The sequence below is a fragment of the Desulfacinum infernum DSM 9756 genome (genome assembly GCF_900129305.1).
Lineage (GTDB): Bacteria > Desulfobacterota > Syntrophobacteria > Syntrophobacterales > DSM-9756 > Desulfacinum > Desulfacinum infernum.
Genome location: NZ_FQVB01000021.1, coordinates 17,999 through 44,734 on the forward strand (window position 1 = coordinate 17,999; position 26,736 = coordinate 44,734).

Annotated in this window: 17 protein-coding genes; 14 read left to right on the forward strand and 3 right to left on the reverse strand. The window is 57.1% G+C overall.

Going from position 1 to position 26,736, the window contains the following annotated elements:
* Positions 1-88: 88 nt before the first annotated feature.
* The gene (locus tag BUB04_RS11235; RefSeq protein ID WP_073039520.1) at positions 89-1,039 is read right to left on the reverse strand and encodes a DMT family transporter; all 951 of its coding nucleotides are present in this window, start codon (positions 1,037-1,039) and stop codon (positions 89-91) included.
* Positions 1,040-1,615: 576 nt separating this feature from the next.
* Here BUB04_RS11235 and BUB04_RS11240 point away from each other — a divergent pair.
* From BUB04_RS11240 to BUB04_RS11255, 4 genes are all read left to right on the forward strand, one after another.
* Positions 1,616-2,485, forward strand: coding sequence for a glycosyltransferase family 2 protein (locus tag BUB04_RS11240; RefSeq protein ID WP_073039522.1), 870 nt, complete (start codon positions 1,616-1,618; stop codon positions 2,483-2,485).
* 35 nt (positions 2,486-2,520) lie between these two features.
* Positions 2,521-3,870, forward strand: coding sequence for an oligosaccharide flippase family protein (locus BUB04_RS11245; RefSeq protein ID WP_073039524.1), 1,350 nt, complete (start codon positions 2,521-2,523; stop codon positions 3,868-3,870).
* Positions 3,871-3,896: 26 nt separating this feature from the next.
* Positions 3,897-4,787, forward strand: coding sequence for a sulfotransferase family protein (locus BUB04_RS11250; protein ID WP_073039526.1), 891 nt, complete (start codon positions 3,897-3,899; stop codon positions 4,785-4,787).
* A 132-nt stretch (positions 4,788-4,919) separates the two neighbouring features.
* Entirely contained in the window at positions 4,920-5,993 is a 1,074-nt protein-coding gene (locus BUB04_RS11255) for a glycosyltransferase family 2 protein (protein ID WP_073039528.1), read from the forward strand.
* Here BUB04_RS11255 and BUB04_RS11260 read toward each other — a convergent pair.
* Together BUB04_RS11260 and BUB04_RS11265 are read right to left on the reverse strand one after the other, a co-directional pair.
* Positions 5,970-7,100: a glycosyltransferase family 4 protein gene (locus BUB04_RS11260; protein WP_073039530.1), complete on the reverse strand. Its 1,131-nt coding sequence runs from the start codon at positions 7,098-7,100 to the stop codon at positions 5,970-5,972. The genes BUB04_RS11255 and BUB04_RS11260 overlap by 24 nt on opposite strands.
* A gap of 15 nt (positions 7,101-7,115) precedes the next feature.
* Positions 7,116-8,441 carry a glycosyltransferase family 4 protein gene (locus BUB04_RS11265; RefSeq protein WP_073039532.1) on the reverse strand — a complete coding sequence of 442 codons (1,326 nt, stop codon included), beginning with the start codon at positions 8,439-8,441 and terminating at the stop codon, positions 7,116-7,118.
* 798 nt (positions 8,442-9,239) lie between these two features.
* Between BUB04_RS11265 and BUB04_RS11275 the strand changes: the two genes are divergently transcribed.
* The 10 genes from BUB04_RS11275 to fliS all read left to right on the forward strand — a co-directional run bounded on the left by BUB04_RS11275 (position 9,240) and on the right by fliS (position 26,707).
* Positions 9,240-12,131, forward strand: a complete 2,892-nt coding sequence (locus BUB04_RS11275; protein ID WP_073039536.1) for a class I SAM-dependent methyltransferase — start codon at positions 9,240-9,242, stop codon at positions 12,129-12,131.
* A 42-nt stretch (positions 12,132-12,173) separates the two neighbouring features.
* Complete coding sequence (locus BUB04_RS11280; protein ID WP_073039537.1) at positions 12,174-15,143, forward strand: glycosyltransferase; 2,970 nt, start codon at positions 12,174-12,176, stop codon at positions 15,141-15,143.
* Positions 15,144-15,184: 41 nt separating this feature from the next.
* Positions 15,185-17,533, forward strand: a complete 2,349-nt coding sequence (locus BUB04_RS11285; protein WP_073039540.1) for a glycosyltransferase — start codon at positions 15,185-15,187, stop codon at positions 17,531-17,533.
* A 184-nt stretch (positions 17,534-17,717) separates the two neighbouring features.
* Positions 17,718-18,830: a tetratricopeptide repeat protein gene (locus BUB04_RS11290; RefSeq protein ID WP_073039542.1), complete on the forward strand. Its 1,113-nt coding sequence runs from the start codon at positions 17,718-17,720 to the stop codon at positions 18,828-18,830.
* Positions 18,823-20,418, forward strand: coding sequence for a TPR domain-containing glycosyltransferase (locus BUB04_RS11295; protein ID WP_178371973.1), 1,596 nt, complete (start codon positions 18,823-18,825; stop codon positions 20,416-20,418). The genes BUB04_RS11290 and BUB04_RS11295 overlap by 8 nt, the downstream gene beginning before the upstream one ends.
* A gap of 90 nt (positions 20,419-20,508) precedes the next feature.
* Positions 20,509-22,146 (forward strand): glycosyltransferase, encoded by a 1,638-nt coding sequence (locus tag BUB04_RS11300; RefSeq protein WP_073039546.1) that lies wholly within the window; start codon positions 20,509-20,511, stop codon positions 22,144-22,146.
* A gap of 20 nt (positions 22,147-22,166) precedes the next feature.
* Positions 22,167-23,825: a glycosyltransferase family 4 protein gene (locus tag BUB04_RS11305; RefSeq protein ID WP_178371974.1), complete on the forward strand. Its 1,659-nt coding sequence runs from the start codon at positions 22,167-22,169 to the stop codon at positions 23,823-23,825.
* Positions 23,826-23,930: 105 nt separating this feature from the next.
* Positions 23,931-24,767, forward strand: a complete 837-nt coding sequence (locus BUB04_RS11310; RefSeq protein ID WP_073039615.1) for a flagellin N-terminal helical domain-containing protein — start codon at positions 23,931-23,933, stop codon at positions 24,765-24,767.
* A 227-nt stretch (positions 24,768-24,994) separates the two neighbouring features.
* Positions 24,995-26,296, forward strand: coding sequence for a flagellar filament capping protein FliD (gene fliD, locus BUB04_RS11315; protein ID WP_073039550.1), 1,302 nt, complete (start codon positions 24,995-24,997; stop codon positions 26,294-26,296).
* A 39-nt stretch (positions 26,297-26,335) separates the two neighbouring features.
* Positions 26,336-26,707 carry a flagellar export chaperone FliS gene (fliS, locus tag BUB04_RS11320; RefSeq protein ID WP_073039552.1) on the forward strand — a complete coding sequence of 124 codons (372 nt, stop codon included), beginning with the start codon at positions 26,336-26,338 and terminating at the stop codon, positions 26,705-26,707.
* The last annotated feature ends 29 nt before the right edge of the window (positions 26,708-26,736 follow it).

Below are 26,736 nucleotides of genomic sequence, written 5' to 3' on the forward strand. Positions count from 1 at the left end.
CTGTGAGAGATCCATATGAAAGTCGTGAGGGGTCCTTCCTCGTCTGGGAAGGGCGCTCGCGGCGATCGGACCCTGACCGGCACCCGCCTCAGGACGCCTGCTGCTGCCGCGTTCGCAAAAGCTCCGGCGTGGCATCGTCAAATTCCCGACGGATCTGGAGAAAAATGACGGCGGCGATGACGAGAAGGCCGCCCACGATCTGCAGCCCCTCCAGGGTTTCTCCCAGGAAGATGTAGGATACGAACCCGGCCGTGATGGGTTCCAGGGTGGCGGTGATGCTCGCCCGGGTGGATCGGATCAGGTTGATCCCATGAAAGTACAGGCCGAAGGGAATGAGTGTTCCCAGGATGGCGATGTAGAGGATCCAGAGCCACTCCATGGGAGCGTAGTCGTGGCGGAAGGATTCCAGGGGCGGATGGGCGATGTTCCAAAAGACGGCGGCGAAGAAGAAGGCGTAGAAGAGCACGGTCCAGGGACTGTAGCGGCGCATGCCGTGCTCGCCGTGGACCGAATACCATGCGAAGCTCACCGCCGACGCCAGCCCGCTCAGGAGGCCCGCCTTGTTCATGTTGAAAAGGTCCAGGTTGTATCCACCCACCACCAGATAGCAGCCCAGGGTGGCGCCGGTCACGGCCACGATGGTGGGCCAGGTGAGTCTTTCACGGGCGATGGTCACGGAATAGATGGCGATGAGAACCGGGGCCAGGTATTCCAGGAGGATGGCCGCGGCCACCTTGATCTTGCTGATGGTGTAAAAGTAGGTAAACTGCACCATGGCAAGGCCCGTCACGCCCAGGATCATGAAATAGACGATGTCCCGCGGGGCGATCCGGAGCTTCCGGCGGTCCCGGGCGGCGAGCCACAAAAAGAGGAGGCCGGCGGCCAGAGTGACCCGCATCTGCACCACCTGGTAGGGGGTGACCCCGTGGTTGAAAAGGTACTTTCCGGCCGATCCGGAAACGGCCCAGAGCACCGCGGCCGAGATGACGAAGAGGTAGCCTTTGCGGGGGATGGGCGTGGAAGCGGATGGGGCGGTCATGGGGCGGCTCCGTTCTTTCCGGCTGAGTTCTTTCGGGCGATAAACGCCCTTTGACTAGCACACGCCCCAAGGGGAGTCAAAAGAAAGGAATCCGGTTCGGAAGGCCGGGCCGGAGACGGGCAGGCGGCCTTTCCTGCATGGATGCCGTCAGCCCGCGGTAGCGGGGATCTTGTAGGGGCGGGGTTTATCCCCGCCCGGTCATCGCGCGGTGGAAGAGACACCCGACGAAAAAATCGTTCGGTTCGGGTCTGAAAAAAAGACAGCCGAACGATCACGGCAAAACTCGCCATCCCGCATGGATGAAAGAGAGGGTTGGGGCAAGGGCTTTTTGTGGGAGCGCCGCAAGGCACGATTTTCTTTGAACGATCGCGTGTCTGTTGGACTGCCGGGCACCCCCATCACGGCTTTCGCCACTCCCACCCACCGGTCATTTCCATTTGCGTCCATTGGCGTTCATTGGCGGTTTTCTTTCACATGAACCCCCGTCACGGGCCCGCCGACGACCCCATATTGGCCCGACTATTGCTTGCCTTGTGAGCGCGCAGGGGACACGTGAATGGGGAAGGAGAACGCTCAGTGCAAAGAGGTGCGGACGTATCGGTCGTCATCCCGGCCTACCACGAAGAAGACGCCATCGGAAAGACCGTCGAGAGGATCCTTCAGATCCTTCCCGAAGCGGAAGTGATCGTGGTGGACGACGGCTCCGGGGACCGCACGGCCGAAGAAGCCAAAAGGGCGGGTGCCTACGTGTGGTCCCACCCCTACAACATCGGAAACGGCGCGGCCGTAAAGACCGGAATCCGCATGGCGTCCCGGGACAAGGTGGTCCTCATGGACGGCGACGGCCAGCACGACCCGGCGGATCTTCCCCGGCTTCTGGAAGCCGCCGAAAAGTACGACATGGTGGTGGGAGCCCGGGATCCCAAGACCCATGCCAATGCCTTCCGGCGCCTGGCCAATGCGGCCTACAACCGGCTGGCCCGCTATGCCACCAAGTTCCCCGTCAAGGATCTGACGTCGGGGTACCGCGTGTTGGATCGGGAAACGGCGCTTCGCTATCTCTACCTTCTGCCCAACACCTTTTCCTATCCTACCACCATCACCCTGGCGTTCCTAAGGAGCGGGCGATCGGTGTGTTACGTGCCCATCCAGGCGAAGAAAAGGAAAGGCAAAAGCAAGATCAAGCCGCTCAAGGACGGCGTTCGGTTCTTTCTCATCATCCTCAAGATCACGACGCTCTTTTCGCCCCTTCGCATCTTTCTTCCCGTGAGCGGCTCCTTCTTCCTCATGGGTGTGGTCAATTATGCCTACACCTATTGGACGGCCCACCGCTTCACCAACATGTCGGCGCTTCTTTTCATCACGTCGGTGCTCCTTTTCATGCTGGGCCTCATCAGCGAACAGATCACCCAGCTCCGCTACGACCGCGTCGAAAACGGCGGATGATTTTGCCCATTGGAAGTCTTTGAGGAATTGCGCAGATGGAAGGTGGGAACAGCAGTCGGTTTTCTTTGGCTTCCTTAGCTATTCATATCCGTCTCGCCATATCTCTGATGCTTGATTATCGCCCGGGCAGACTGTTCAAAGGGACCCTAGCCATGACGGCCGGGATGACAGCACGGATCTTTGGCCAAGCCGTCGTTTTTCTCCTAGTGGCCCGCACCCTGGGGGTCGGAGCCTACGGCGCCTACGCCGCCGTTCTTGCTTTAGCCATGACCATAGGGAACTTCAACGGCTTGGGGGTCTCCGTCGTCATGCTGAAGGATACGGCTCGTGATGCGACCGTCTTTCAAGAATGCTGGGGGAGGGCTTTGGCTGCGTGGCTGCTGACATCTCCCATCCTGCTGGTTCTTTACGGGGCTCTGGCCGTAAGCGTCCTTCCTGAGCGCATTGAGGGTAGCGTCGTCCTTTTCGTAGGTCTGGCCGAAATTGTTGTGGCTCCCTTTGTGTTGCTCACGCTACGGGCTTTTCAAGGTCATGGCTGTATCGGCAGGGCAGCTCGGTTAGCCTTTGCGCCGATTATGCCGAGGTTGCTTGCAGCGGGGATGTTGTTATTGTCAGCATTTTACATTTCGAAACCTTCACGTTTGGTCCTCTGGGCAATACTTTATCTTCTTGCTGCGGTCGCAAGCGCTATTTATTCTTTACGGTTGACGTGTAGGGACCTCAAAATAGGTCTCGAACCGAAATGGGATGGACTTATGCATAACATCAGCGAAGGATGGGCCTTTTCTTTAGGAGGAGCTTCCGACAAACTATATGCCGACCTTGACAAGATCATGCTGAGCAAGATGTCCACTTTGGAGACTGCTGGTGCGTATGCGGGAGCCTACAGAGTAATCGATATGGTCCATGTGCCTGTATTTGCATTTTTCTCGGCGGTCGCCCCGAGGTTTTTCGATTTTGGAAAAGAAGGAATGCGTAGTGTTTTTATATATGCATTGAAAGTCATGCCCGTACCAATGCTTTATGTGCTAGTTTCATGTGTGGTGCTCTTTGCATCCGCATCTCTGCTTCCTGTCTTTTTGGGACCGGATTTTTCGGCTGCCGTAGATGTGATTCGTTGGCTGGTCTGGTTGCCTCTACTCAGTGTTCCGCGCCGTTTCGGGCAGATGACACTATCCTCCAGCGGTTGGCAGCGGCGTAGTTTGGCGGTTCTCGTCTTCGGTGCAGTGCTCAATCTGATGGCCAACCTTTGGGCCATTCCGTTGTGGGGATGGCGAGGGGCAGTTGCGGCCACCTACATTGCAGAGATGGCCATGGGAGTATTGGTGTGGGTAATGTTTATTTTTAGTGACGGAACTATCAGGCATCCTGCCAATAAAGCATAAGACCAGAGCAGAGGAATCAATAGATAATGAAAAACCAAAAGATAATACCTAATCTCTTCTTGATTGGGGCACCAAAGGCGGGAACAACAGCGATGTCAAAGTATCTGGGCGATCATCCCAATATATTTCTGTGCGATCCCAAGGAGCCCGACTATTTTAATGATGATTTCTCTAATCGTTATGTCACTAATTTAGAAAAGTATTTATCTTTGTTTTCTGCTGCCTCGTCGGATTGCATGTATTTTATGGATGCATCAACCCGTTATCTTCAGTCCGAAAGAGCAGTTGAAAATATTCTTGAATTTAATCCTGAGTCTAAGTTTATCGTGATGTTGCGAAACCCATGTGAAATAATTGTCGCCTTACATTCTCAGTATGTATATGAAGGGTATGACGATCAAGTGGGTTTTGAGCGTGCGTGGAGATTGGAACCTTACAGGAAGCGAGGTAAATATATTCCTGAAATCTGCATAGAACCTAAAATGCTCTATTATCGAGAAGCCTGCCTGTTAGGTCGACACATTGAAAGGCTTTATGGGTATGTGTCTAAGGATAGGGTTCATGTAATTATATTTGATGACTTTGTTCAAAATGCCAAGAAAGTATATGAAACGCTGCTAGAATTTCTTGGGATCCCGTCGGATGGGCGAGAGAACTTTGAAAGAGTTAATCCTCGCCGCGGTTACCGATTTCAGTGGCTACAGAGTTTAGTCTTGCGTTTGGGTAATCTCAAAAGAAGAGTGGGCATAACTCGCGGATTGGGTATATACAATGTCGTCAAGAAGTTCAATGTCGTTACTCAGCCCACTGACAGAATATCAGAAGAGTTACTTCAAGAAATGAAGGGATTTTTCCGGGAAGATGTGAAATTGCTGAGTGAGTATGTGGAACGTGATCTGACTCATTGGGTTGAATGATTGTGTTGTGCATCGTATTTATATACCAAAAATGCTACAGCGGATAAATTATGTGAGGTCTAGATTTTTATGTGGCATGTCTAAATATCAAATGTGTATATATAAATAAATTTAGTATCATGAGTTTAGCCGATGAATATGACGTCAAGAGAATCCAGTAACCCGCTCATATCCGTTATACTCCCGGTATTTAATGCAGAAAATTTTGTCGAAGAATCTATTGAGAGCATTCTTAGTCAAACAGCAAATGATCTTGAGCTGATTGTGATTGATGACGGTTCTGAAGACGGAAGCTGGGAGAAAATAAGGGCTGCTGCATCACGAGATGGTCGCATACGGCCACTGAGGAACAAAAAAAATAGGGGTTTGATTTATACTTTAAATAAGGGACTATTGGAATCGAAAGGCTTTTATGTCGCCAGAATGGATGCTGATGACATATCGTTGCCAGACAGGCTGGCATCACAAATCGAGTTCATGAAAGAACATAATGTTGACTTCTGCGGATGCTGGATTCGCCTACTGGGTTCAATACGCAAGAGGGTGATTTGTTTTCCAGAGACTGATATTGGCTTCAAGACATTGCTGTTGTTTCAGACGCCTTTCTCTCATCCAACCCTAGTGATGCGAAGGAAAATCATCCATGCAGGCTTTCGATACCGATCAGATGCTGTTCACGCTGAGGAATATGACTTGGCCGTTCAGCTTGCAAAATATTATAGAATGGGCAATGTTCCCAAAGTCTTGCTATTGTATAGGGTTCACAAATCCCAAGTATCAAATCTTCATAGGAGGACACAACTGGAAAGCGCGGCTAGGATTAGGCGCGAGGCGCTGCGTGCATTGGAAATTCCGGCTGATCCCGAACAGGTCTACCTTCATGGTTATCTAAGATATCCGAAACCGGTCGCAAGCTTCGAGGAACTAAGGGCATACCGCAATTGGCTAGAAACTCTGTGTCTGTATTTTGAAGAGAAGGAAGAAGCAAAGCGTGTGGTCGCAGAGCAGTGGCTGCGCGTGTGCATCCGAGCGACTCATCTCGGCCCGCGGGTCGTGAATGAATACAGGCAATCATTTTTGCTACGATACTACGACGCCAGCTATAAACAACAAGCGGACTTGTTGTTGGCAAGTTTGTTCAGACTTCGGTACGGGAGCCGAATGTTCCAGATGTTGGAATCATTATCTCTCAGCCCAGGGTTCTGATAAGCTCGAACAATCCGTAGTGCGCAACGAGTCTCGAATGCCAAATCGCTCGTTCCAGGGTATGGAACGAAGATAAAGGTGAAAGTAAGCTCTTGTCTGTTCTGTTATTGAAAATTCTCTTAAGGCGTGTTCACGTGCGGCGAGACGCATGGCCAGCCAAGCTTTTCTCTCCGTTGAAAGACTCCTGACCGCCCTCTCGAACGCCCTGATGTCATTTGGCGTACACAACAAACCAGTGACTCCGTTTTGTACAATGGAAGCAACAGCCGGGATATTGGACGCAACGGGGGAAAGGCCACAGGCCATCGCTTCAATAATGGTGAGCGGCAAGCCTTCGGACCGGGAGGGGAAGAGCAGTGCATCGGCGTTCCGATAGGTACGGGCGAGGTCGTGGGGAGCGAGGCGACCGATGCAGCGGCAGTTGGGGGGCAAGGGGTATTGGGTGTGAGCACCGGACCTGTCCGCAGTATAGACGAGTTCAAAATCGGGTCCTAGTGTTTCCAGGATGGGCCCGAGCAGGTCTACGCCTTTGCGCTTGACCCAGTTTCCCACATAGAGCAGGCGGAAAGGGCGGTGAGGCTCACGCTCGGATCCCGGTGTGAAAGTGTTCTCCACATCGATGCCGTTGTAAACGACGACCACGTCCGTGCGGCCGAAAAGTTTCTTCACCTGAGCCGCCACATGCCGGCTGACGGCCGTGACAACGGCGGCACGTTCCAGGTTGCGAGCCTCTATCGGCCGGATCCAGAAACGGTGATAAATTTTTTGCGGCAGGGTCTTGTAAGGCATAAAGGCCGGGTCGTGAACGCTGTGGTGCACCGTCACCACGGTAGGGAGATTCCTGGGCACAAAGCGGGGATGCAGCCAGGAATTGATGTGGACGATATTGGCCCAGTTCGGCGGCTTCGGTACGGGCACCGTCCACGGGGCGTACTCCGCGCGAAGGGGAAGCCACGTGATTTCGGCTCGGATGCCACGGCGTCGCAACCCTTCCACAAGGCGCTCCGTGAAGACATCCGTGCCGCTGCCTGCGCGGATCGTCGGCAACCAGACGGCGGGTTGCGAAACGTTCTTTCTTGTTATTCCCAGGCCTCGTGTGGAATCCATGCTGGAGCCTTCCGCCTATTGCCTAGATGCCCGGCTACGACCGCATCTTGTGATTTCAGGCGAGCCCTGCAAGCGGTTGAGAAGCCGTTTGTACTTTTCGCCGATTTCATTCCAGTCGAAATGACGGCGAGCCCATTCCCTTCCATGATCTGAAAGATTTTTCAAGAGGCCCGGATCGGTTAGCGCCCTGCAGATTGCGTCGGCCAGCGAAGTGCTTTGCTCCGGTGGAGCCAGGAGGCCCGTTTCCCCGTGACGGATGACGTCGCGGATGGCGGGAAGGTCGGAAGCGATGACGGGGCAGCCGCAGCCCATGGCTTCTACCATGACGAGCCCCAGGCCTTCCTGGTCGCCGCTTCGGGCCACCACCGACGGCACCACGGTGACGGTGGCGGCGCGATAGAAGTGGGGAAGATCCTCATGGGCCACCGGACCGAAAAAGGTGATGGCGCCGGGATGGGGAGGCAAATCCGAAGGGGCACTGGCCTCCAACTCTGACCCAAGGGACCGGACGGGAGCGATGGAGGCCGCGAGTTTTTTTAGAAGCGGTTCTTCGGGGCCGGAACCCACGATCCAGAGTTCCGCATCGGCGATGCGGCGGCGAACGTGTCCGAAAGCCTCGATGAGGTAGCGGACTCCCTTCTTCTCCACTAGCCTTCCCACAAAGAGAATCGTCGCCTTTCGGCGTGGCGCTCGCGCGTCCGGCGTGAAGAGCGTGCTGAGGTCCGTTCCCATGGGAATCACGTGGCAGGGTGTTTGGATTCCGGCCGCCCGGAGCTTTTCGGCCATGGCGCGGCTCACCACCGTCAGGGCGGCGGAGCGCCGAAGGACCCAGCGCCGCAGGGCGTCAAAAAGATGACCTCGAAGTCCGAAGAGGTCGCCGCCGTGGCTGGTGCAGAGGATGGGCACTCCGTCCCGCCGTCCCATCTGAGCCAGGACGGCGCACAGCCCTTGAGGGAGGATCCAATGGGCGTGAACGCCCTGAAAGGAGCGATCCGCCGTCAGCCGTCGGATCAAGAGAACTTGGGCCGCCAGGAAGAAGGGAACCTGTAAAAGCACCCAAGGTCTTCTCTTGATCTTTTCCAGAATGCCCCCTTCATGGGCCAGGTGCTCCAGGCGTTCCGGAAAATACCGAAATCGGTGAATCGTCAGACCGTCCATCCGCTCCCCGAGCTTCGACCCGGGGGCGTGGGGGGTGACCACATGCACCTCAAAGCTTTCGGTCAGTCGCCGGGAGAGATCGTAAACAAACCGTGGTTCCCGATCCCCAGGCCACCGTGGAAAGGTGGAGGTGAGTATCAATACCCGCAGGTTCCCTGAAGGGACATCCACTTTCGAATTCATCTGCTATGCTTTTTCATCCACGCGGAGCGCCTTTCGTCCCTTGCGTGCCGGCGGATGCTCCGTCCAATGCCTCTTCTTCAACAGTCCATCCCGGCGCGGAGAGGGCCGCCCCTTGTCACGAATTTGACTGTGGTGGTGCCCCATGTGTCTCGCTGCGAAATGGGCGCGCTTGCGGGCCACCACCTCGTTGCTTCTTTCCTCCCGTTGGCGGCTGGGCTTGCGGGCCAGACGGCCTGCCCAGCCCGGGAACGTTTTCATTCACTTTCCCACTGGATAGCCTGTGTGCCCTTTTTGCTCAAGCCTGGAACGTGGGGCGCCTCCGTCTGCTGGGCTGATGTCGCAGCCTTCTGCCCTGCACGATACTAAAAATCATACTCTAAAGCTATAGCAAGTGACACACGTCTTGACCCACTGAAAGAAGGGTTCTGGATCCCTTTTGCACGATTTCAGCGCTGTTTTTCTGTCATTACCCCCTTCGACGAGTGCTTGAGGATCTCTTTCAGGAGGCATTTACAAGGGTGGCAAATCCTTGGCGGCCAGAAGCTCTAAGGTGTTGGCTGTTCCTTTGCGGGGGAGTCGAGGGGCAGAACGCGGGGGAATCCTTGTCGGGAAGCCGGGAGAGCGGGATACCCGCTGCACCGCGCTAAATGGCACCAAGTTTGCTTGTTCGCTGCCGTGGGTATAGGCACCTTGTGTCCACACGTTTGAAAAGGAATTTCTGGGGCGACAACTTCGCGCCCGAATCAAGGCAATGGTGCGGTTTCCCTCCACCAACGTTCAAGGAGGCCTGGACTGGCGATGGCTGCAAACGTTGAAAGACATGAACAAGCCGCGATGGATCTATTTTCCGATCTGGAGGGGGGTGTGACCCCCCAGGAATGTGGTCTTCTTGGCCGACTGGCTTCCAATGTGCTCGAAGGCTGCATTGTTGAGATCGGCTCTTTCAGGGGGAAGTCCGCCGTTGCGCTTGCACTGGGTGTGCGAAGGAATCCTCGGGACCCCAAGCCCCAGATCTACTGTATTGAGCCACATCAAGAGTTCAGGGGTTATTATGGAGGCCGATTCGGACCGGAAGACCGGGGGGCCTTTTACCGTGTAATGGTGGCCACCGGGGCCTTCGCCGAAGTCGCCCTGGTGAATCTCAGCAGCGAGCAGGCGGGCCCGTGCTGGCGCGAACCCATAGGCCTTCTATTCGTGGACGGCGACCACAGATACGAAAGTGTCAAAAGGGACTTTCAATGTTGGGAGCCTCACGTCCTGCCGGGAGGGGTTATTGCCTTTGACGATTCCACCGATCCCGATTGCGGACCGTCTCAAGTGATTGACGAAATCCTGGAGACAGGCCGGTTCCGCTATGTTGAGACCGAGGGGAAGATAACCGTTATTCGCAAGATAAGGCACGATCTGGACGCCTCGGACGGAGTTCCGTCTGTCCCGCAGCGTCTTCTGGTTGTCTGTTCCGGGTTCACGCTCAACGGAGGCTTGCTGAGGTTCGAGCGAGTAGGGACCGTTCTCCGCAACTGGGGGCATGAAGTCGCCTATGTGGACCTGGCCGGTACCAGGCGAGATACCTGGAAATGGAACCCCGTCCTGCCCGTTCTTTCCCTGGAGCAAGCCTTGCACCTGCGGTGGGATGCCGTCATGGTTCCGGGTGCCGGGTTTGACGAGGAGGTCATCAGGGGCTTTTCGGTCTTCCAGAAAGAAAACTTCGGAACCAGAGTGCAGCATATACTCAACGACCAATCTAGGCGTCTCCACTTCAAAATGGTCAACCAACACTTCCGTCCGCATGTGGTGATCTTCAACAATGACCAATGGTCTGTCGGATCATTTACAGACTTCGGTGGAGATCGATTTCACGTCCTCTTGGGGGGCATCGACACATGTTCTTTCCATCCCCCGACCTACAGGTCTCACCCCCTGGAGCCCGGCAAGTGGATTATCGGCGGCCTAGCTTCCAAAAACCCCGAGCCGCTTGTTGCCGCCCTTCAATACCTGCCTGCCCATACTTCGCTTTGGCTCTACGGAGAGGATTGTCACGGGGTGGCCCAGCGGCATGCTGGACTGATCCGCCAAGGGCGTTTGAGGCTCCTGGGGGAACTTGTCAACGAGGACCTTTTTAAATTCTACCATATGGTTGACTGCGTGGTCATGACGGAGACCCATGCCGGTTGGTCCAACCTAGTGGCCGAGGCCATGGCAAGCGGTACTCCCGTGGTGTGCACCCCCCACGGCACCAGCGGTGTTGCCCGTCACGGCGAAACGGCCCTGGTGATTGGACGACCGAACCCTGTAGCCATTGCCGACGGTGTCCTGCGGCTGCAGAAGGATCCCCACTTGTGCCGACTGTTGAGTGAATCCGCGCGGAAGGTCATTTCATCCTATAGATGGGAGCGGTACTCCCGCCAATTGCTGCGTTTGATCCGCCATGACGGGCGTAGCCACTACACGCACGACCCCTCAAGCGGCCTTTATGGAAAATGGCCTGTTTCCCAGAGGCTTTCGGGTCTTGAACCTCTGTTGGCCCGGGCTTCCGGCCTCAGCGTCATCGACGTGGGGGCGGCGGAAGGGGTTATCGCAAGGGAGTTCCTCAAAAGAGGTGCGGGAAGTGTTCACGGTTTCGAGCTGGATCCCAGCAGAGTCGCCATTGCGCAGGCCATCTGCGCAGAATGGGATAACGGGCATTTCAGATGCGGGGATCTGTCCGATTGGGACAAATTTTGTGAAAGCCATCAGGATCTCTTGCAGGACCACTATGACATCGTTCTCTATTTGGGAGTTCATCACCACCTGCCTGCGCACTCTCGCATGAAAGCCTTTCTCGGACTTCTCAAACTGGCTTCCCGGTATTTCGCGATCCGTACGACTGACGAACTTTACATTGAAGATGCCCTGGAAGATCGACTTTTAGCCGAAGGTTTTCGCCCGGTCCCGGGGAGCGGGGCGGGCGGGGCAAAATGGCCGGGCATGGGAGAGCTCAAAATCTATGAAAAGTGGGCAAGCAGCTCTAGGAGGACACGTCCATTGTCAAGGCATTTTGTCTCCTATCCGAAATCTGGGCGCACCTGGGTGCGCTATATATTGAATCAACTAAAGGTTGATAACCAGATAGTGTTTCATCATGACGGATTTGAGTTCAACGATGGATCCTGCCCGCCTCATGACTTCGACGTTGAGAAGCGCATCAGACGCTACGCATGTGTCGACTGTCTTGTCTATTTGGAGCGGGATCCCAGAGACATTATGGTCAGTCTTTATGCGCAGATCAGCGGCCGGTTCAAAGAGTTTTTCAACTACACAGGCTCGATCTCAGACTTTATTCGAGACCCTTATTTTGGGGCACAGAATTTAGAAAGATACCGAAATATATGGAATCATATGGTTGAACGGTTTGGGTTCTTAAAAATAACTTACGAAGAGTGCCACCAGGATATGCAATCCGTGATTGCAAGGGTGCTTGACTATTATGGATTCAGCGTGCCCGGGAATGCGATTTCGGAAGCCGTGGAAAATGCGGAGTTTGCAAAGATGAAACGCCTGGAGCAATCCAAGGTCTTTCCTCATCCCTGGCTCAAGCCGAGAAACAATGCACCAAAAGTACGGAAAGGGAAGATAGGAGGGTTCCGCGAGGAGCTGAGTCAAGAGGATATTCAGTATTTGAATCAGATTTTCTCCCTCGCTGACCGTTGAACTCTTAATATTCGGGCGCGAAGATAATGGGAGCCACTGACCATGCTGTTTTGTATCGCCGGGATGCATCGATCCGGGACATCAATGATCACCCGCCTTCTCCACGTTTCCGGGATGTACTTGGGAAGACAAGGCAACCTCCTACCTCCCCAGCCGGACAATCCGGAAGGTTTCTGGGAAAACAAAGGCTTTGTGGAGCTCAATGACCGGCTTCTGGCATCTCTGGGTGGGTCTTGGATGGATCCTCCCGACATGGGCGAAAACTGGGTTCACAGCGTTCATCTGGAGCCGATCCGCTGCGAGGCGAAGCGCCTCCTTGCACCACTGAGGGTGCGCTTCTTTTCAGGATGGAAGGACCCTCGAAACTCTCTCACCCTTCGATTCTGGAGGACGATTGCTCCTGAAGTGAAAGTCGTGGTGCCGCTCCGGCACCCTCTGGAGGTGGCCCAGAGTCTAAAGCGCCGCAACGGCCTGGACCTGGTCCGAGGGATGCAGTTGTGGTATGTGTATAACATGAAGTTGTACCAGGAGTTGGACGATTCCTTTTATTTCTTGGAATACGACAATGCTTTGAAAAAACCTTACGATGTCCTATTTGCTTTGTTTCGGTGGGCCAAGATATCTGTCCCTCGCAGAAGGATGCTGGAAGCCATCCGGACTGTCCGAACGGATTTAAGACATCATAATCATCAGAGATGCAGGACGGATATCCCCAGCGGGATGGCCCACGTCATTGACCTCTATGAAAGATTAAGAGAGAACGCCGAAAAACTGGCTTGCCCTGCCGAGGACTCAGGTTCATCACGGGGACGATGTGTCACGCAGCAAGATTTGGGGCGTGTGTGGTCAGTTCCTCTTTCCGAAACCCCAGTCGGAAACGGTGGCCGGCTTCGGACTCCGCGTACCCAGCCTGAAGAGGCGGGTGTGGGGGATTCCATGGGCGGTGTCCCCGGCAAATCCTCCCGGCTGTTTTCCGGGGGAAAGAACCCTGAAGCTTCCCTGTGCTCGATCGTGATACCGGTTCACAATCAATGGGAATACACAGACAAATGCCTGAGGTCCATTGCCCGGTGCGCTTCTGCTAAGGTGTCTTTCGAGGTGGTGGTTGTAAACAATGGATCTGCGGATGGAACGGAGTGTTTTCTTGATGAGGCAAGAAAGCGCCATCCGTTCCTCAGGGTTGTTCATCTGGAACACAATCACGGATTCGCCAAAGCATGCAATGTGGGCGCACGGCACGCGCGCGGCACGCTCTTGGTTTTCCTGAACAACGACACCGTGGTGCTCCCGGGTTGGCTTGAGGCCCTTGTCGATGCCCACACGAGAGAGGAACGGGCGGGTATTGTCGGCGCCAAACTGCTTTATCCTGACGGGACGATACAACACGCCGGAATAGGTTTTCGCTGGATTGAATCAGGGGGCGTTCGTTATCCATGGCCCGTTCATCTTTGGCGAGGGGTGCCCTTGACCGCCCCCCAAGTGAATCAGCGGAGAGAGATGGATGCAGTGACCGGAGCCTGCCTGCTCATCAGTAAAAGCCTTTTTGAGAAAGTGGGGGGCTTTGATGAGTCCTATTACATGTACTTTGAAGATGTGGATCTGAACCTGAAGGTCCGAAGTCTGGGGAAAAGAGTCATCTATTGTCCCGAGAGCGTGGTGATTCATTTCGAGGGCAAGTCGTCACCCAATCAATGTGTGGTTGATAGGCTAAATAACCAAAGCTATAGGAAATTCCATGAAAGATGGGGTCAAGTGCTCAACGCCCGCGCTCCCTTGGGGAAGAAGAACGGGCTCTCGCCCTCTCCGCGCAGGACGGGCCGGGTTGAGGCATGCGGCACGGCAAGTGCCAAGACCCTTCGGGGAATCAGGTGGCAGAGTCAGGTTCTCAGTTTCAGCGGACATGCATCCCACGCTCGACGAATTATCGCGGCCTTGCAGCAAACGGGGATTCCTGTGTCCGTCCAGCCCACAACGGCGGACAAGCGATTTATCCGCCATCTGACTCCATCGGAGGTCGCCCTGTGGCGGGATCTCATGCGCAAGCCGGTCGGCCAAGGAGCCTACCTGTGTTTCGGTGTTCCCTCTTTGGAGGACGGATCGGATGTCTTCGCCGCCTGGCGCGAGGCAAATCCAGGTTTTCGCACCTATGTGGGATTGGCAACCTTCGAGACCGACAGACTGCCCCCCGGTTGGGCGGAGGCCTGCAACCGCATGGATGAAGTCTGGGTGCCCAGCACCTTCAACGAGGAAACCTTTGCGCGGGGGGGCGTGGATGCGGAGAGGATCCACGTGTTTCCCACGGGCATTGACGCGGACGCCTTTGACCCTCTCCGTGTCTCTCCCCTTTACATAGGAAACCGAAGGGATTTCGCCTTCCTTTCCGTATTTCAATGGACCTACCGAAAGGGCTGGGATATTCTCCTGCGTGCGTACCTGTCGGCTTTTTCGCCCCAGGATGATGTCTGCCTTATTCTCAGGACCTATCCTTACAGGATCCAACAACCGCCCATCAGAGATCGCATCGAGGATTATATTCGGAGCTTGGGGCTGAATCCACAGGAGACCCCTCCGATCATCCTGATCGACAAGTTCATTCCCGAACATCTCATGCCCTCGCTCTACGCCGCCGCGGATGCCTTTGTGCTGCCTTCCAGGGGCGAGGGCTTCGGCCTGCCCTACCTGGAGGCCATGGCCATGGGGCTGCCCGTCATAGCCACCCGCTGGGGCGGGCATCTCGACTTCATGAATGACGCCAACAGTTTTCTGATCGACGTGGAGGACTTGCTGCCGGTGAACGGCCGGTTGACGTCAGAAAGCACCTATTACACCGGCGACCAGAAATTGGCCGAGCCTTCCGTTTCTCACACGGCGGAGCTGATGAGGCGGGTTTTTGACCACAAGACCGAAGCCCGCCGACGGGGGCATGAGGCCAGGCGGCACGTGGTGAGACATTGGAACATGGAACAATCGGCCCATTGGTTCCTGTCCAGGCTCTCGTGGATCACTTCCTGATGACGAGGACCGGTTGAGGCCACAAGAAGGAGGGGCCGAGAATGAAAGCCGTCTTGCCCGGGTGCAGGCCGGTGGTTTTCTGGAAAGCGCCCGTTTACGATCCCAGCGGCTACGGTGATGAGGCGCGCCATCTGATCAAGACCGTGCAACGTTTCTGGCCTCTTCGTGTGGAGCCGGCGGGTCGATTTTCGGAAGAGTTTGTGAGGGGCATGAGCCATGAGGACCGACAGCTTTTCGGGAGACTTCAGAAACAACCCCTGTCCGACGAATACCTTAGCGTGACCCACCTGCCGGCCTATGCCTTCTGTCCCGATGAGAAGGCCCTCTACAATATCGGCCGAACGGTTTTCGAAACGGATCGCATCCCTCCCCCATGGGTTGAGGCGTGCAACCGGATGGATGAGATCTGGGTGCCCACGGCGTTCAATGTGGAAACATTCCGCCGAAGTGGTGTGCGCGTTCCGGTTCATGTGGTGCCGCAGGGCATTGACTCGGAATTTTTCAGGCCCGGCCTCAGGCCGCTGTCCATCCCCGGCCGGCGCGGTTTTGCCTTCCTGTCCGTTTTCGAGTGGACGCACCGGAAGGGCTGGGACCTGCTGCTGAAAGCCTGGGCGGAAGCGTTTTCGCCCAACGAGGATGTATGCCTGATCCTGAGAACTTATCCCATCAACGCCCTGGATTCCGGGAATGTGGAGCAAATCATCCAGGGCTGGATTGATCGTTTCCTCCGCCGAGACCTGGGCAAGTCCCCCCGCGATGTGGCTCCCATCATTGTGCTGGGAACGCAGATCCCGGCGCATGCCATGCCACGGCTTTACGCCTCGGCGGATGCTTTCGTACTCCCTTCACGGGGAGAGGGCTGGGGGCGACCGTACATGGAGGCCATGGCTTGCGGTCTGCCGGTCATCGGGACCCGCTGGGGCGGGAATCTGGCCTTCATGAATTCCGACAATTCTTACCTAGTGGACATTGAGGGCCTGGAGGGGGTGGGGGGACAGATGGAAATCGGATTTTATCACGGCCACTGCTGGGCGGCGCCTTCCCTCGCCAGCCTAATGACCCTCCTGCGCCGAGTGTATGATCATCCCCATGAAGCGCGATTGAAGGGTGCCAGGGCCCGCCAAGACGTGGTCCAAAAGTGGAACTGGCAGATGGCCGCAGGAGAGGCCCTGAAGCGCCTGGAAGAGATAACGTGCAGTTTGAAAAAGGGGGGGGGCGGACCGAAGGGGGTGGGGCATCTCCCGGAGGAAACCGATCGCATCGAAGTGATATGGGAGGGTCCTCAGCTCATCTACAGCTCATTGGCCAACATCAACAGAGAGCTTTGCCTCTGCCTCATGGAACGGGAGGGTGTGTCCCTGTCCATTCATCCCAATGATCCCCGCCAGCTTGAACCGGAAGATGACGGCAAGATCAAGAGGCTTGTCCAGTGCTTTCATCGACATATCGGTATGAGTCGTTGTGTACACATAAGACACGAATGGCCGCCCAATTTTTCCCCGCCCGAACGCGGCCACTGGGTCATCATCCAGCCGTGGGAATACGGTCGGTTGCCGCGTGAATGGGTGAGGCCGATGAGCACTCTTGTCGACGAAATATGGGTTCCCAGCAGGCATGTGTGGAAGACCTATGTATCCAGCGGTGTTCCAGCCGAACGGGTCCATGTCGTCCCGAACGGTGTGAACCCTGATATCTTCAGGCCCGACGTGCAGGCCCTCCCCTTGGACACCCGGAAGCGCTTCAAGTTCTTGTTTGTGGGAGGAACCATCTGGCGCAAAGGGATCGATGTGCTGCTCGCAGCGTACCGAAGCGTCTTCCGGCATTCGGACGATGTGGCGCTTGTCATCAAAGACTTCGGCCAAGACTCCTTTTACAAGGGGCAAGGGGCGGTGGAGACCATCAAGGAAATACAGGGGGACCCGACGGGACCGGAGATTTTATATGTTTCCGATGACCTCGATGAACGTTCAATGCCCGGTTTGTACAGGGCGTGTGACTGTCTGGTCCATCCGTATCGTGGCGAAGGATTCGCCATGCCCGTTTTGGAAGCCATGGCCTGCGGCCTGCCTGTGATCGTAACGGAAGGCGGAGCGACGGACGACTTCTGCCTGCCGCGCTTCGCTTATCGGATCAAAGCCACTCGCCGAAGCCTCACCACGCCTGCCGTCAACTTCGCCGGGGGAGCCGGATGGGTCCTGGAGCCGGACGAGAGGCACCTGCAGCGGCTCCTGCGGCACGTTTACGAACACCGTGACGAAGCCCGGGAAGAGGCCGAGAAGGCGGCTGAGCACGCCCATTGTCATTACAGCTGGCAAAGAGTAACGGATCAGGTTCTAGAGAGGATTCGACACATCGTTGGGCAGCCGGTCGCCAGGCTCCAGCCACATTGATTGCCGAAGCCGTTGTTTTCTTTCGGCTCCGCGGTCAGCTCCGCCCAGGAACCAAGGCCTGAAATCCGGCCATGTCTGCATGGGCGGCGGACGGTGCCTTGCCTTGGTATCCATCTTGCTAACTCTTGGGCCAGACAGAGGTGGACGTGAAACCCAATCCGAGTCACCGGGAGAGGAGTCAGACATGATAGAGGTGGGCCAGATGAGTGCAGATCTGGGCAAGGTTCTTCATTCCATGGAATCCGGCCGCTGGGACGAGGCGATCTCCCTGCTTCGACCGATGGTGGAACGGCGGCCTTTCGACACCAGGGCCATCGGCAAGTTGGGCTATGCCCTGTGGAAGAGTGGGGAAAGGCAGGAGGGGGCCGAGACCCTGGAAAGGGCGCTCCAGCTTGACCCGGATGATGGGGAAGTGATCAAGGATTGCGTTCAGGTCTTCTGGGAAGCCGGACGCCGGGAGGATGCACTCCAAGTTCTTGAAAGCTACCTGCAGCGAAACCCCTGGGATGGGGATGTGAAGGAGTATATGGACCGGCTGCAGAGCGCTGAGATCGGGGAAGCAAGGCCGTGTCAACCAAATGACAGCGGAGCGTCGGCGGCCGCCCTGTTGGTCGGGCTGGGTGAGGAGGAGTTTGAAAAGGGGAACATGGAAAGGGCGCGCACCTGTTTCGAAATGGCCCTGGAAAAAGACCCCGGCAATGCGAAGGCCCACAACAACCTGGGAGTTTTGGCCTGGCAGGAAGGGGATCTGAATGCCGCCCTGGCTTGTTTCGACAGGGCCTTGGATCTGGCTCCCACGGATGGGGAAATCCTGTGCAATGCCGCAAGGGCCCTTGGCGCGGCCGGCCACTGCGAGACGGCTTCCCAACTGCTGGAGATCTATCTGTCGGCACATCCCGACGATACGGATGTGTGGGGTGAGTACAGGGAATTGGTACGCCAGGGTGCGCAGTCCTGGAAACCCGACCATTTGGATTCGGGAGTGGCTGCGGTGTACGTGGAGATGGGGAGACGGCTCGCGGAGGCGGGAGACCTTCAGGGGGCCGCCGAGGCGTTGGCCCGGGCCGTGCGAGTGGATCCCGAAAACGTGGAAGGCTATCAGCAACTCGCCCTGCTGCACATGGGCCTGAACCAGATGCAGGATGCCTTGGCCTTGCTGGAACAGGCTCAGGCATTGGATGAAGACAACCAAGAGGTGGCGGAGGCCCTTGCCGATGTTCGTCAACGGCTCCGGGAAACGCCGGAAGAAGATGAAGAGCCGTGCGCGGTGTGTTCCGGAGGTGGTCTGGGTGGGTAGACCGCTCATATCTCTTTGCATGATTGTTAAAAACGAGGAGAAAAACCTCCCCCGGTGCCTGGAAAGCGTCCAAGGGCAGGTGGATGAGATCATCGTGGTGGACACCGGCTCGTCGGACCGAACGGTGGAGGTGGCCTCTCAGTATGGCGCCAGAGTGTTGACGCACCCCTGGAACGGTGATTTTTCCGCCGCCCGGAATGTGTCGCTGGATCACGCCTCGGGCGGCTGGGTGTTGTGGCTGGACGCCGACGAAGAGCTGCTGCAGGCTCCGGACGGATCGACCCTGAAGCAAATGGCGGATTCGGGGACCGCGGAGGCCTATCTGGTGCCGGTCCAAAACATGCGGTTGGACGGTTCTTTCACGGCCCATTATGCCGTGCGCTTTTTCCGGAAACTGGAGGGGATCCGATTCGAGGGAAAGGCCCACGAGAGCGTCGGGGACTGGCTGCTTCGGCAAAATGCCCGCATTGAACGATCCCCTGTGGCCATTCGGCACTGGGGGTACGCCGTTACGGATGCCGAACTGCAAAGGAAGCTGGATCGGAACCTGGAACTGCTCAAAGCCCAATTAGAACGAGACCCGAACAACTCCTACGTGCACTACTACATCGGGATGACGCTGGTCGGGAAGGAGGACTTCGAGGGAAGCTTCCACCACCTGCAAAGGGCTTATGAGCTCGGGCCCGAGACGCCCAATATGGAGTGCCTGGTGGCGAACATGCTGGCCTACCATCAGCTGCATCGCTGCAACTATGGGGAAGCTGAAAAGTGGGCCCGGCGCTCCCTCGCCATCACCCCGCAGCAGCACACCGCCAAGATGTTTCTGGGGATCGCCCTCTACAACCAGAAAAGATTTGCCGAGGCACTTCCTCTCTTGCAGAGTGCCTATCAGTTCCAAAGGCTTCCTCTGGAGAGAAGGCGCAGCGACATCAGCCTGGAGCATTCTTACGGAGAAAAGGAACTCCTCTGGGCCGTGGCCCGCAGTGCCTATGAAACAAGAAGTTATCCGTTGGCGCATCAGTTTCTGCAGAGGCTGGCCCGATCCGGTGGATCGGATGCGGCCGCCCTCACCTTGCAGGGCCTGACGGCTCTCGCCCTGGAGTCTTTCCGTTCCGCGGTTGCCCACTTCGATCATGCCAAGGTGCTGGGCGCTTCCTGGCAGCAGATTGGAGCCCCCTGGACCTATGGGCTTCTCCAATTGGGCCGCCTCGACGACGCCCTGGCCGTTTTAAGTGAGGCGGGTGCGTCCTTTTTCCTGAACGAGAACGCAGAGCAGACCTTTGCCTTGCTGGTGGAGCGGTGTTTTGAATCCTCGCGGATCGGCCCTCTGGTACGGGCTTTAGAGCGCATTGCGCAAAACGCTCATGTGCCTCCCCATGTCCTGGACGCCCTGGCGGTCTGCCACATCAAGTCGGGAAACTATGAGAAGGCGGCCGCAGCGCTGGATGCCCTCCTGGAAAAGGATCCCGGGAACCTGGAGGTGAGGAGACGCCTGGCTGCCGTTTGGGTCCGCTTGGGCCGCGAGACCATGGCCGCTCGCCTGTTGCGTTCATACCGCCGGGACGGCACGGCATCCGCCGCCCCATAGGCGGCCCATAGGGCGAAAGGGTTCGACGGGCAATCCCCGCGTAGCGCCCTGGAATGGGGCTGTCGCTCCCGGTTTACGAGGTTTTCCTGAATGGCAAATGTTCCGCACTCCCTGTCCGTGTGCATGATCGTCAAGAACGAAGCGTCCAATATTCGCGAAGCGCTGGAATCCTTTACCGCCTTCGCCGATGAAATCATCGTCGTCGACACCGGATCCACGGACGGAACGCCCAACCTGGCCCTCTCTTTCACACCTCATGTCTACCACTGCACATGGCACGATGATTTTTCAGCCGCCCGAAATTTCTCCCTGGAGAAGGCCGGTGGTGCCTACTGCCTTTGGATGGATGCCGATGATCGGGTGGACGCCCTCAACGCCGCCAAGATCAATGCCCTTAAGCGGGAGTTCGACGGCCGGAGGGCGTTCGCCTTTGAGCTGCACGACATCCGAAACGGAGCTCCTTTTCGTTCCCTGATGCAGATCCGCTGCATCCCGAATCGGCAGGATGTGCGGTTCAAGGGGCGGATCCACGAAAGCATTGACTGGGATCGGGTGCAGGATGAACTCATACCGGTCAATGTGGACATCGTCGTCACCCACCATGGTTATGACGACCCGGTTTTGCTGGGTCGAAAGATAAACCGCAACATTCGACTCCTCCAGATGGAATGCGAGGCGGGCAGGGACGACGCCACGCTCCATTATTATCTGGCGATGTCCTTCAGCCACATAGGAAATCGCCATGCGGCCATCGACCACATGGGCCGGGCGCTCCGGGACTTGGAAAAAAGGTCCTTTCATGCGCACGGCCGTGAGGCGGAGACGCTCAGGACCTTCCGGCTGGATGCACAGCTCTTTCTGGTCCAGGAAATGCTCGGCTTGGAAAGAAGAGGCGACGCTCGACGCCTATTGGCCAAGCTGTCCTGTGAGCCCGATCCGGACCCTCTCACCCTTTTTCGGATCGGGGCGTTTTACCAATCCCTGAACGCGCACGAGGATGCCTTGCAATTCTTTGCCCGGGTGGACCCGGACAAACAGACCCCTACCGTCCTTCCTTCTCCCAAGCTTCGCAGAACGGATGTGGTCGCCCGGATCGCCCTCAGCCTCTTTTGTTCAGGACGCCGGGATCAGGCTTTGGACCAGATCCGGTCGCTTTCCGACCCCGTAGACAGGAAAGAAGCCTGGGAGATCGCGGGAATCCTGGCCGCGGAAACCGGCCGCTACCGCTTGGGGGCCATGGCCTTTGAGCGGGCCTTGAGCCTCGGGGGACTGACGGCTTCGGGCTGGGAGCAGTGGGGCGTGGTTTGGGACCGCATCGGTGACCCCCAAAGGGCTGAACAGTGCTGGCGAAAAGCCCTGAGGATGGACGGGGGAGCGGAGGGGGCGGCCATTCACCTTGCGAACCTTCTGTGGCGCGAGAACAGGAAAGATGAGGCTTTCGAAATCTTCGGGCGGATCGTCCGCAACGGATGTTGCAAGGTCCCGGTACTCCTGGCTTATGGAGTCATGGCCTGTGAAAGGAAGGATGAAGGTGCTCTGACGTCCATAAGGGAGAATCTTGAGGTTTTCCTGCATGATGGGAGACGGCGGGAGACGGACGCCCTTCCCTCGATCTTCCTGTCTTTGGCCCGACACCTGGAAGACGAAGGCAAGGAGGATTTGGCGCGGCTGGCCCGGCGCCTCGCCCGGTGGGAGAAGTCGGTCGGCGGGCAGGCGCATCCGGAATGAAAGGCGGGGAAGAATTCACCATGCATTGGGCTACGCTGGACTCTTTCATGCTCGACGATCCCTTTTGGCAACAAAGAATGGGCATGCCTGTGGCCAACGAGCAGTTTCTTCGCGCCGTTCTGGAACATGGAAGATGCTCCAGCTATCGCTTTTTCGCCACGGACGGGGCGGGAGCCGAGCGTCTTTTCGGGATTTTGAAGGGCCGCTTTCCCTGGGCCGCCGACCGGATCCGCGTGCAGCCGCAAGCCACCTTGCCCATGGCCGTCCGCGCCTGCCGCCCGGATGTGGTCCATAACGGCGACTTCACCTACTACATGCCCCACCTGATCGAATGGCGGAACCGCTTGAGCGCTTCGCTGCGGTTCCCCATAACCGGCGTGACCCATTCCCTGGACACGGCCACGCTCTACACCAAGTTCATTTCCTTGTTGCTGGCGGGCCCCAAACCCTACGATGCCGTCGTCTGCACGAGTCGCTGTGCCGTGGAGATGCTTCGTCAATCTTTTGGCGAGATTCGCGAGGGATTCAGGGAGAAGTACGGCGGCCTTCTTCCCGAGCCCCCCCGGCTCGTGCATATTCCGCTCGGTATCCCGGAGCGGCGCAAGCCCGTGCCCGCCCGCGTGCAGGCCCGCCGAAGGCTGGGGATTCCCGAAGACCACGTGGTCATCCTGAGCCTGGGGCGTTTGTCGCCGAGAACCAAGATGGACCTCAGTCCCTTCTTGGAGGCTTTCGGGAGGTTCCTGAACGATCTGGAGGCCCGGGGGGGACCGGCGGTCACCTTGGTTGTGGCCGGCGGGGGCCGCAAGGACGGCGTGCGCCTCATCTCGGAGATGGTCGAAACGCTGGGATTGGCGGGCGTGGTGAAGGTAAGGGCCAATCTGTCCGCGGGGGAGAAGGAGGAGCTGTATGCCACATCGGATCTTTTCTGTTCCCTGGTGGACAATTACCAGGAAACGTTCGGGCTGACCCTCCTGGAGGCCATGGATGCGGGGCTACCCGTGATCGCATCGGATTTCGACGGCTACAAGGACCTGGTCATCCCGGGCGAAACGGGGTTTCTCGTGCCCACTTTCGCCAGCGGGAGCCAGGAGCCGTGGGACGGACTGGCAGGTATCCTGGAGCCGTCCGTGCTTCGCTTCTACCGCGCGCAAAAGGTCGCGTTCGATATGGACTTTCTGGTCAAGGCCCTGCAAACCTTGGTCTGTAGACCGGACATCCGGAGGACCTTGGCGGAAAACGCCCGACGCCGCGTAGAGAACTTCCGATGGTCGAGGGTGATTGCGGGATACCTGGATCTGTGGGAGGACCTGGCTTCCAGGGCGCGGTCGGAATCGTCCGACGGAACAAGGGTCAGGCCCCTGATCACCCCCTCGGTTCCGAAGATCTTTTCCCATTATCCATCCACGGTCCTGCAAGACGAGTCTCTGGTTGTTCCGGGGCCCAACGGCGCCCGGTTTTCCTCGGGGCTTTTCCGGCCCATTCGATACGTCGAGATGGCCCTGCTCCTCAACCAAGGGCTTCTGGAGGCCATGGTCCGGCGGACTTCCAGTCTTGGTGAGTCGACTATCTCGGATCTGCTCCACGTGGGCCGTAACGAATACGGCTTGGATCGGGATGCCTCCCTCCTGCATTTGGACTGGCTTATCAAGCACGGGGTGTTGGTTCCGAAAAAATGTTAATGCCCGTCCGCTATCCTGCCGATAGCTAAGGTGAAGGCACAAGAGGACTGGTAGAAAGGTTTTTGGCAGGGAAGTCAAAAACACCACGTTCAAGGAGGAATGACCATGGCACTTCGCATCAACACCAACGTAACGGCTCTTACCGTTCAGCGGAACCTTACCATCAACAACCGGAACCTTTCCCAATCGCTGGAGAGGCTCTCCACGGGCTACCGGATCAACAGGGCTGCGGATGATGCGGCCGGCTTCGCGGTGGCCAACACCTTCAAGGCCAAGATTGCTTCTCTGAGGGTCGCCTATCAGAACGCCACGGAGTCCAATTCCATGCTGCAGGTGGCCGACGGCGCCTTCCATGAGATCGAAAGCATTCTGGTGCGCATGAAGGAACTGGCCACGCAGGCTGCCGGTGATCAGATCACAAACAGCGAACGGGAGCTGCTGAATACGGAATTTGTCCAGCTCCAGGGAGAACTGGACCGGATTGCCCAGACTTCCAAGTACAACGGTGTGACGCTGGTCTACAGCACGGGATCGGGCGCCAAGACGACCTTCACCTTCCAGATCGGCGCGGAAAACGTCGGTCATGATCAGTTGGTGGTCGAGCTCAACTCGGTCTCCACGGCGGCCCTGGGTGTGAGCGCGGCCAAGATCGGAACGCTGGCAAGCGCTCAGGCGGCCATGACCAGTATCGACAGTGCCCTTTCCAGCATCAACAATTACATGTCCAAGCTCGGCGCCTACCAGAACCGGCTCCAGCATACCATGGACAACCTGAACATAATGATCGAGAACTACTCGGCCAGTGAATCGGCCATTCGTGATGCCGACATGGCCGCGGAAGTCACCACGTTCACCAAAAACCAGATCCTGCAGCAGTCCGGTATGGCCATGCTGGCGCAGGCCAACGCGGCTCCGCAGCAGATTCTCCAGCTCCTGGGTTAAGCATCGCAATTCACAAATATTCTACCAGTCCGAGGAGGGGGGGTGGTTCCATGGGGGCCACCCCTTTCTTGCTGAAAGCTTTGTGAACCGGATCCGTTCGTGAATCCCGCCAGGCCCCGAGCAGCCCTGGCCCATAAGAAAGGCGAGGAGGGCGGGCGGAACGTTATGCGGAACGGATACCATGCCGGTTGAGCGTCCGCCGGATGGACTCGACGGGAGGTGCGCACATGGGAATCAGTCTCAGTGGGGTCGGAAGTGGGTTTGACTGGCAGACCGTCTTGGATCAGCTGCGGGAGGTGGAAGAGAAGCAGTTCATCCAACCCTTGGAGGATCAGAAGGACCGCCAGGAAGAAGTCCTGTCCGCCTGGAACACGGTGTCCACCAAATTGTCCGCCCTGCTCAGTGCGGTCCAGGACATGGAGGACTCGGACGACTTCGACCTTTTCACCACCTCGTTGAGTTCTTCCAGCAGTGTGGACGCGGAAAGCCTTCTGACGGTAACGGTCGGATCCGGTGCGGCCAAAAGCCGCTTCGACATCCAGGTCACCAACCTGGCAAAGGCCGAAAAGCTTCAGTCCACCTCGGTGACGTCGGCCTCGGACTCCGCCGGATGGACGGGGACCATTACCATCGAGGGACACGACGTGACCCTGGACGGCAAGAGCCTGAACGAACTCCAGGACGAGATCAACGCCCTCAATACGGGATCCAATGCCACCGGCGTGGTCGCAAGCATCCTCAAGGTGTCCGATTCCGACTATCGGCTCATTCTCACGAGCGAAGAAGAAGGGGCGGCGGGGATCCAGTTTGCGGATGCTCCGGGCGACTACTTTTCCACCCTGCAGGCGGGAGAAGATGCGGCCTTCACCATCGACGGCATCGCCATGACCCGATCGTCCAACACCATCACGGATGCCATCGAAGGGGTCACCCTTCAGCTGCACGGCGAGGACCCGGCCACCACGGTTTCATTAAGCATCGACCGGGATGAGGAGGCCGTCAGAGAAAAGGTTCAAACGTTCGTCGATGCTTACAACAGCGTGGTGGACTACATCAACGACCAGTTTGAATACAACGCTCTGGACGAAGAAGCCGGGGGGGTTCTCTTCGGCGATTCCCAGTTGCGCTCCATCAAGAACCGGATCCAGACCACCGTGCTCAGCAAACAACTTTTCAACCACGGGGTCACCTTCTCCAACGACGGAACGCTGGAATTCGATGCCGACGAGTTCACCGAGGCCTTGTCCAAGGACTATGCGGGGACGATTTCGAAGTTCAACGGGTTGGCCCAGAGCTTGCAAACAGTTCTCGACGATCTGACCGATTCGGTGGACGGTACGGTCACGAAACAGATCAAGAGCGTGGAGGACCAGATCGATACGCTGGATGATCGGATCTTGGCCATGGAGGATCGGATTGACGCCGAAATGGAGCGGCTCCAGGAACAGTTCATAGCCATGGATATGGCCATAAGCAACATGAATTCTCAGATGGAAACCCTTTCCCAGCTGCTGTCGAGCCTTTCCTGATGCTCCGAGCAGGGAAGAGTTTGCCTGGAGGAGGAAAAAATGACCTCTTACGCCTTGTCGGCCTGCCAACAAAGTGACGTTTCCCATGCGGATTTCCTGGATCTCATCGTGCGTTGTTACGATGCCATGCTGCGGGATTTCCGAGAGGCCAAGCAGGCCCACGTCCAAGGGGATGAGGATCTTCTGATGGATCGCATCCGCCACGCCCAGGACGTAGTCACCGAGCTTCTCGTCGGGCTGGACTACGAAAGGGGCGGAGAGATCGCCGTAAATCTTGCCCGGATTTACAATTACATGCTTCGGGAACTGGTGGCCATCCGGGACTCCCATGCCCAGCAAACCCTGGACCGCATGATCTCCATGACCGGTGAGCTCCGCGACGCATGGGTTCAGGTGGCGTGCGCTGTTTAGATGATGAAGAACTGATGTGGAGGTGGATA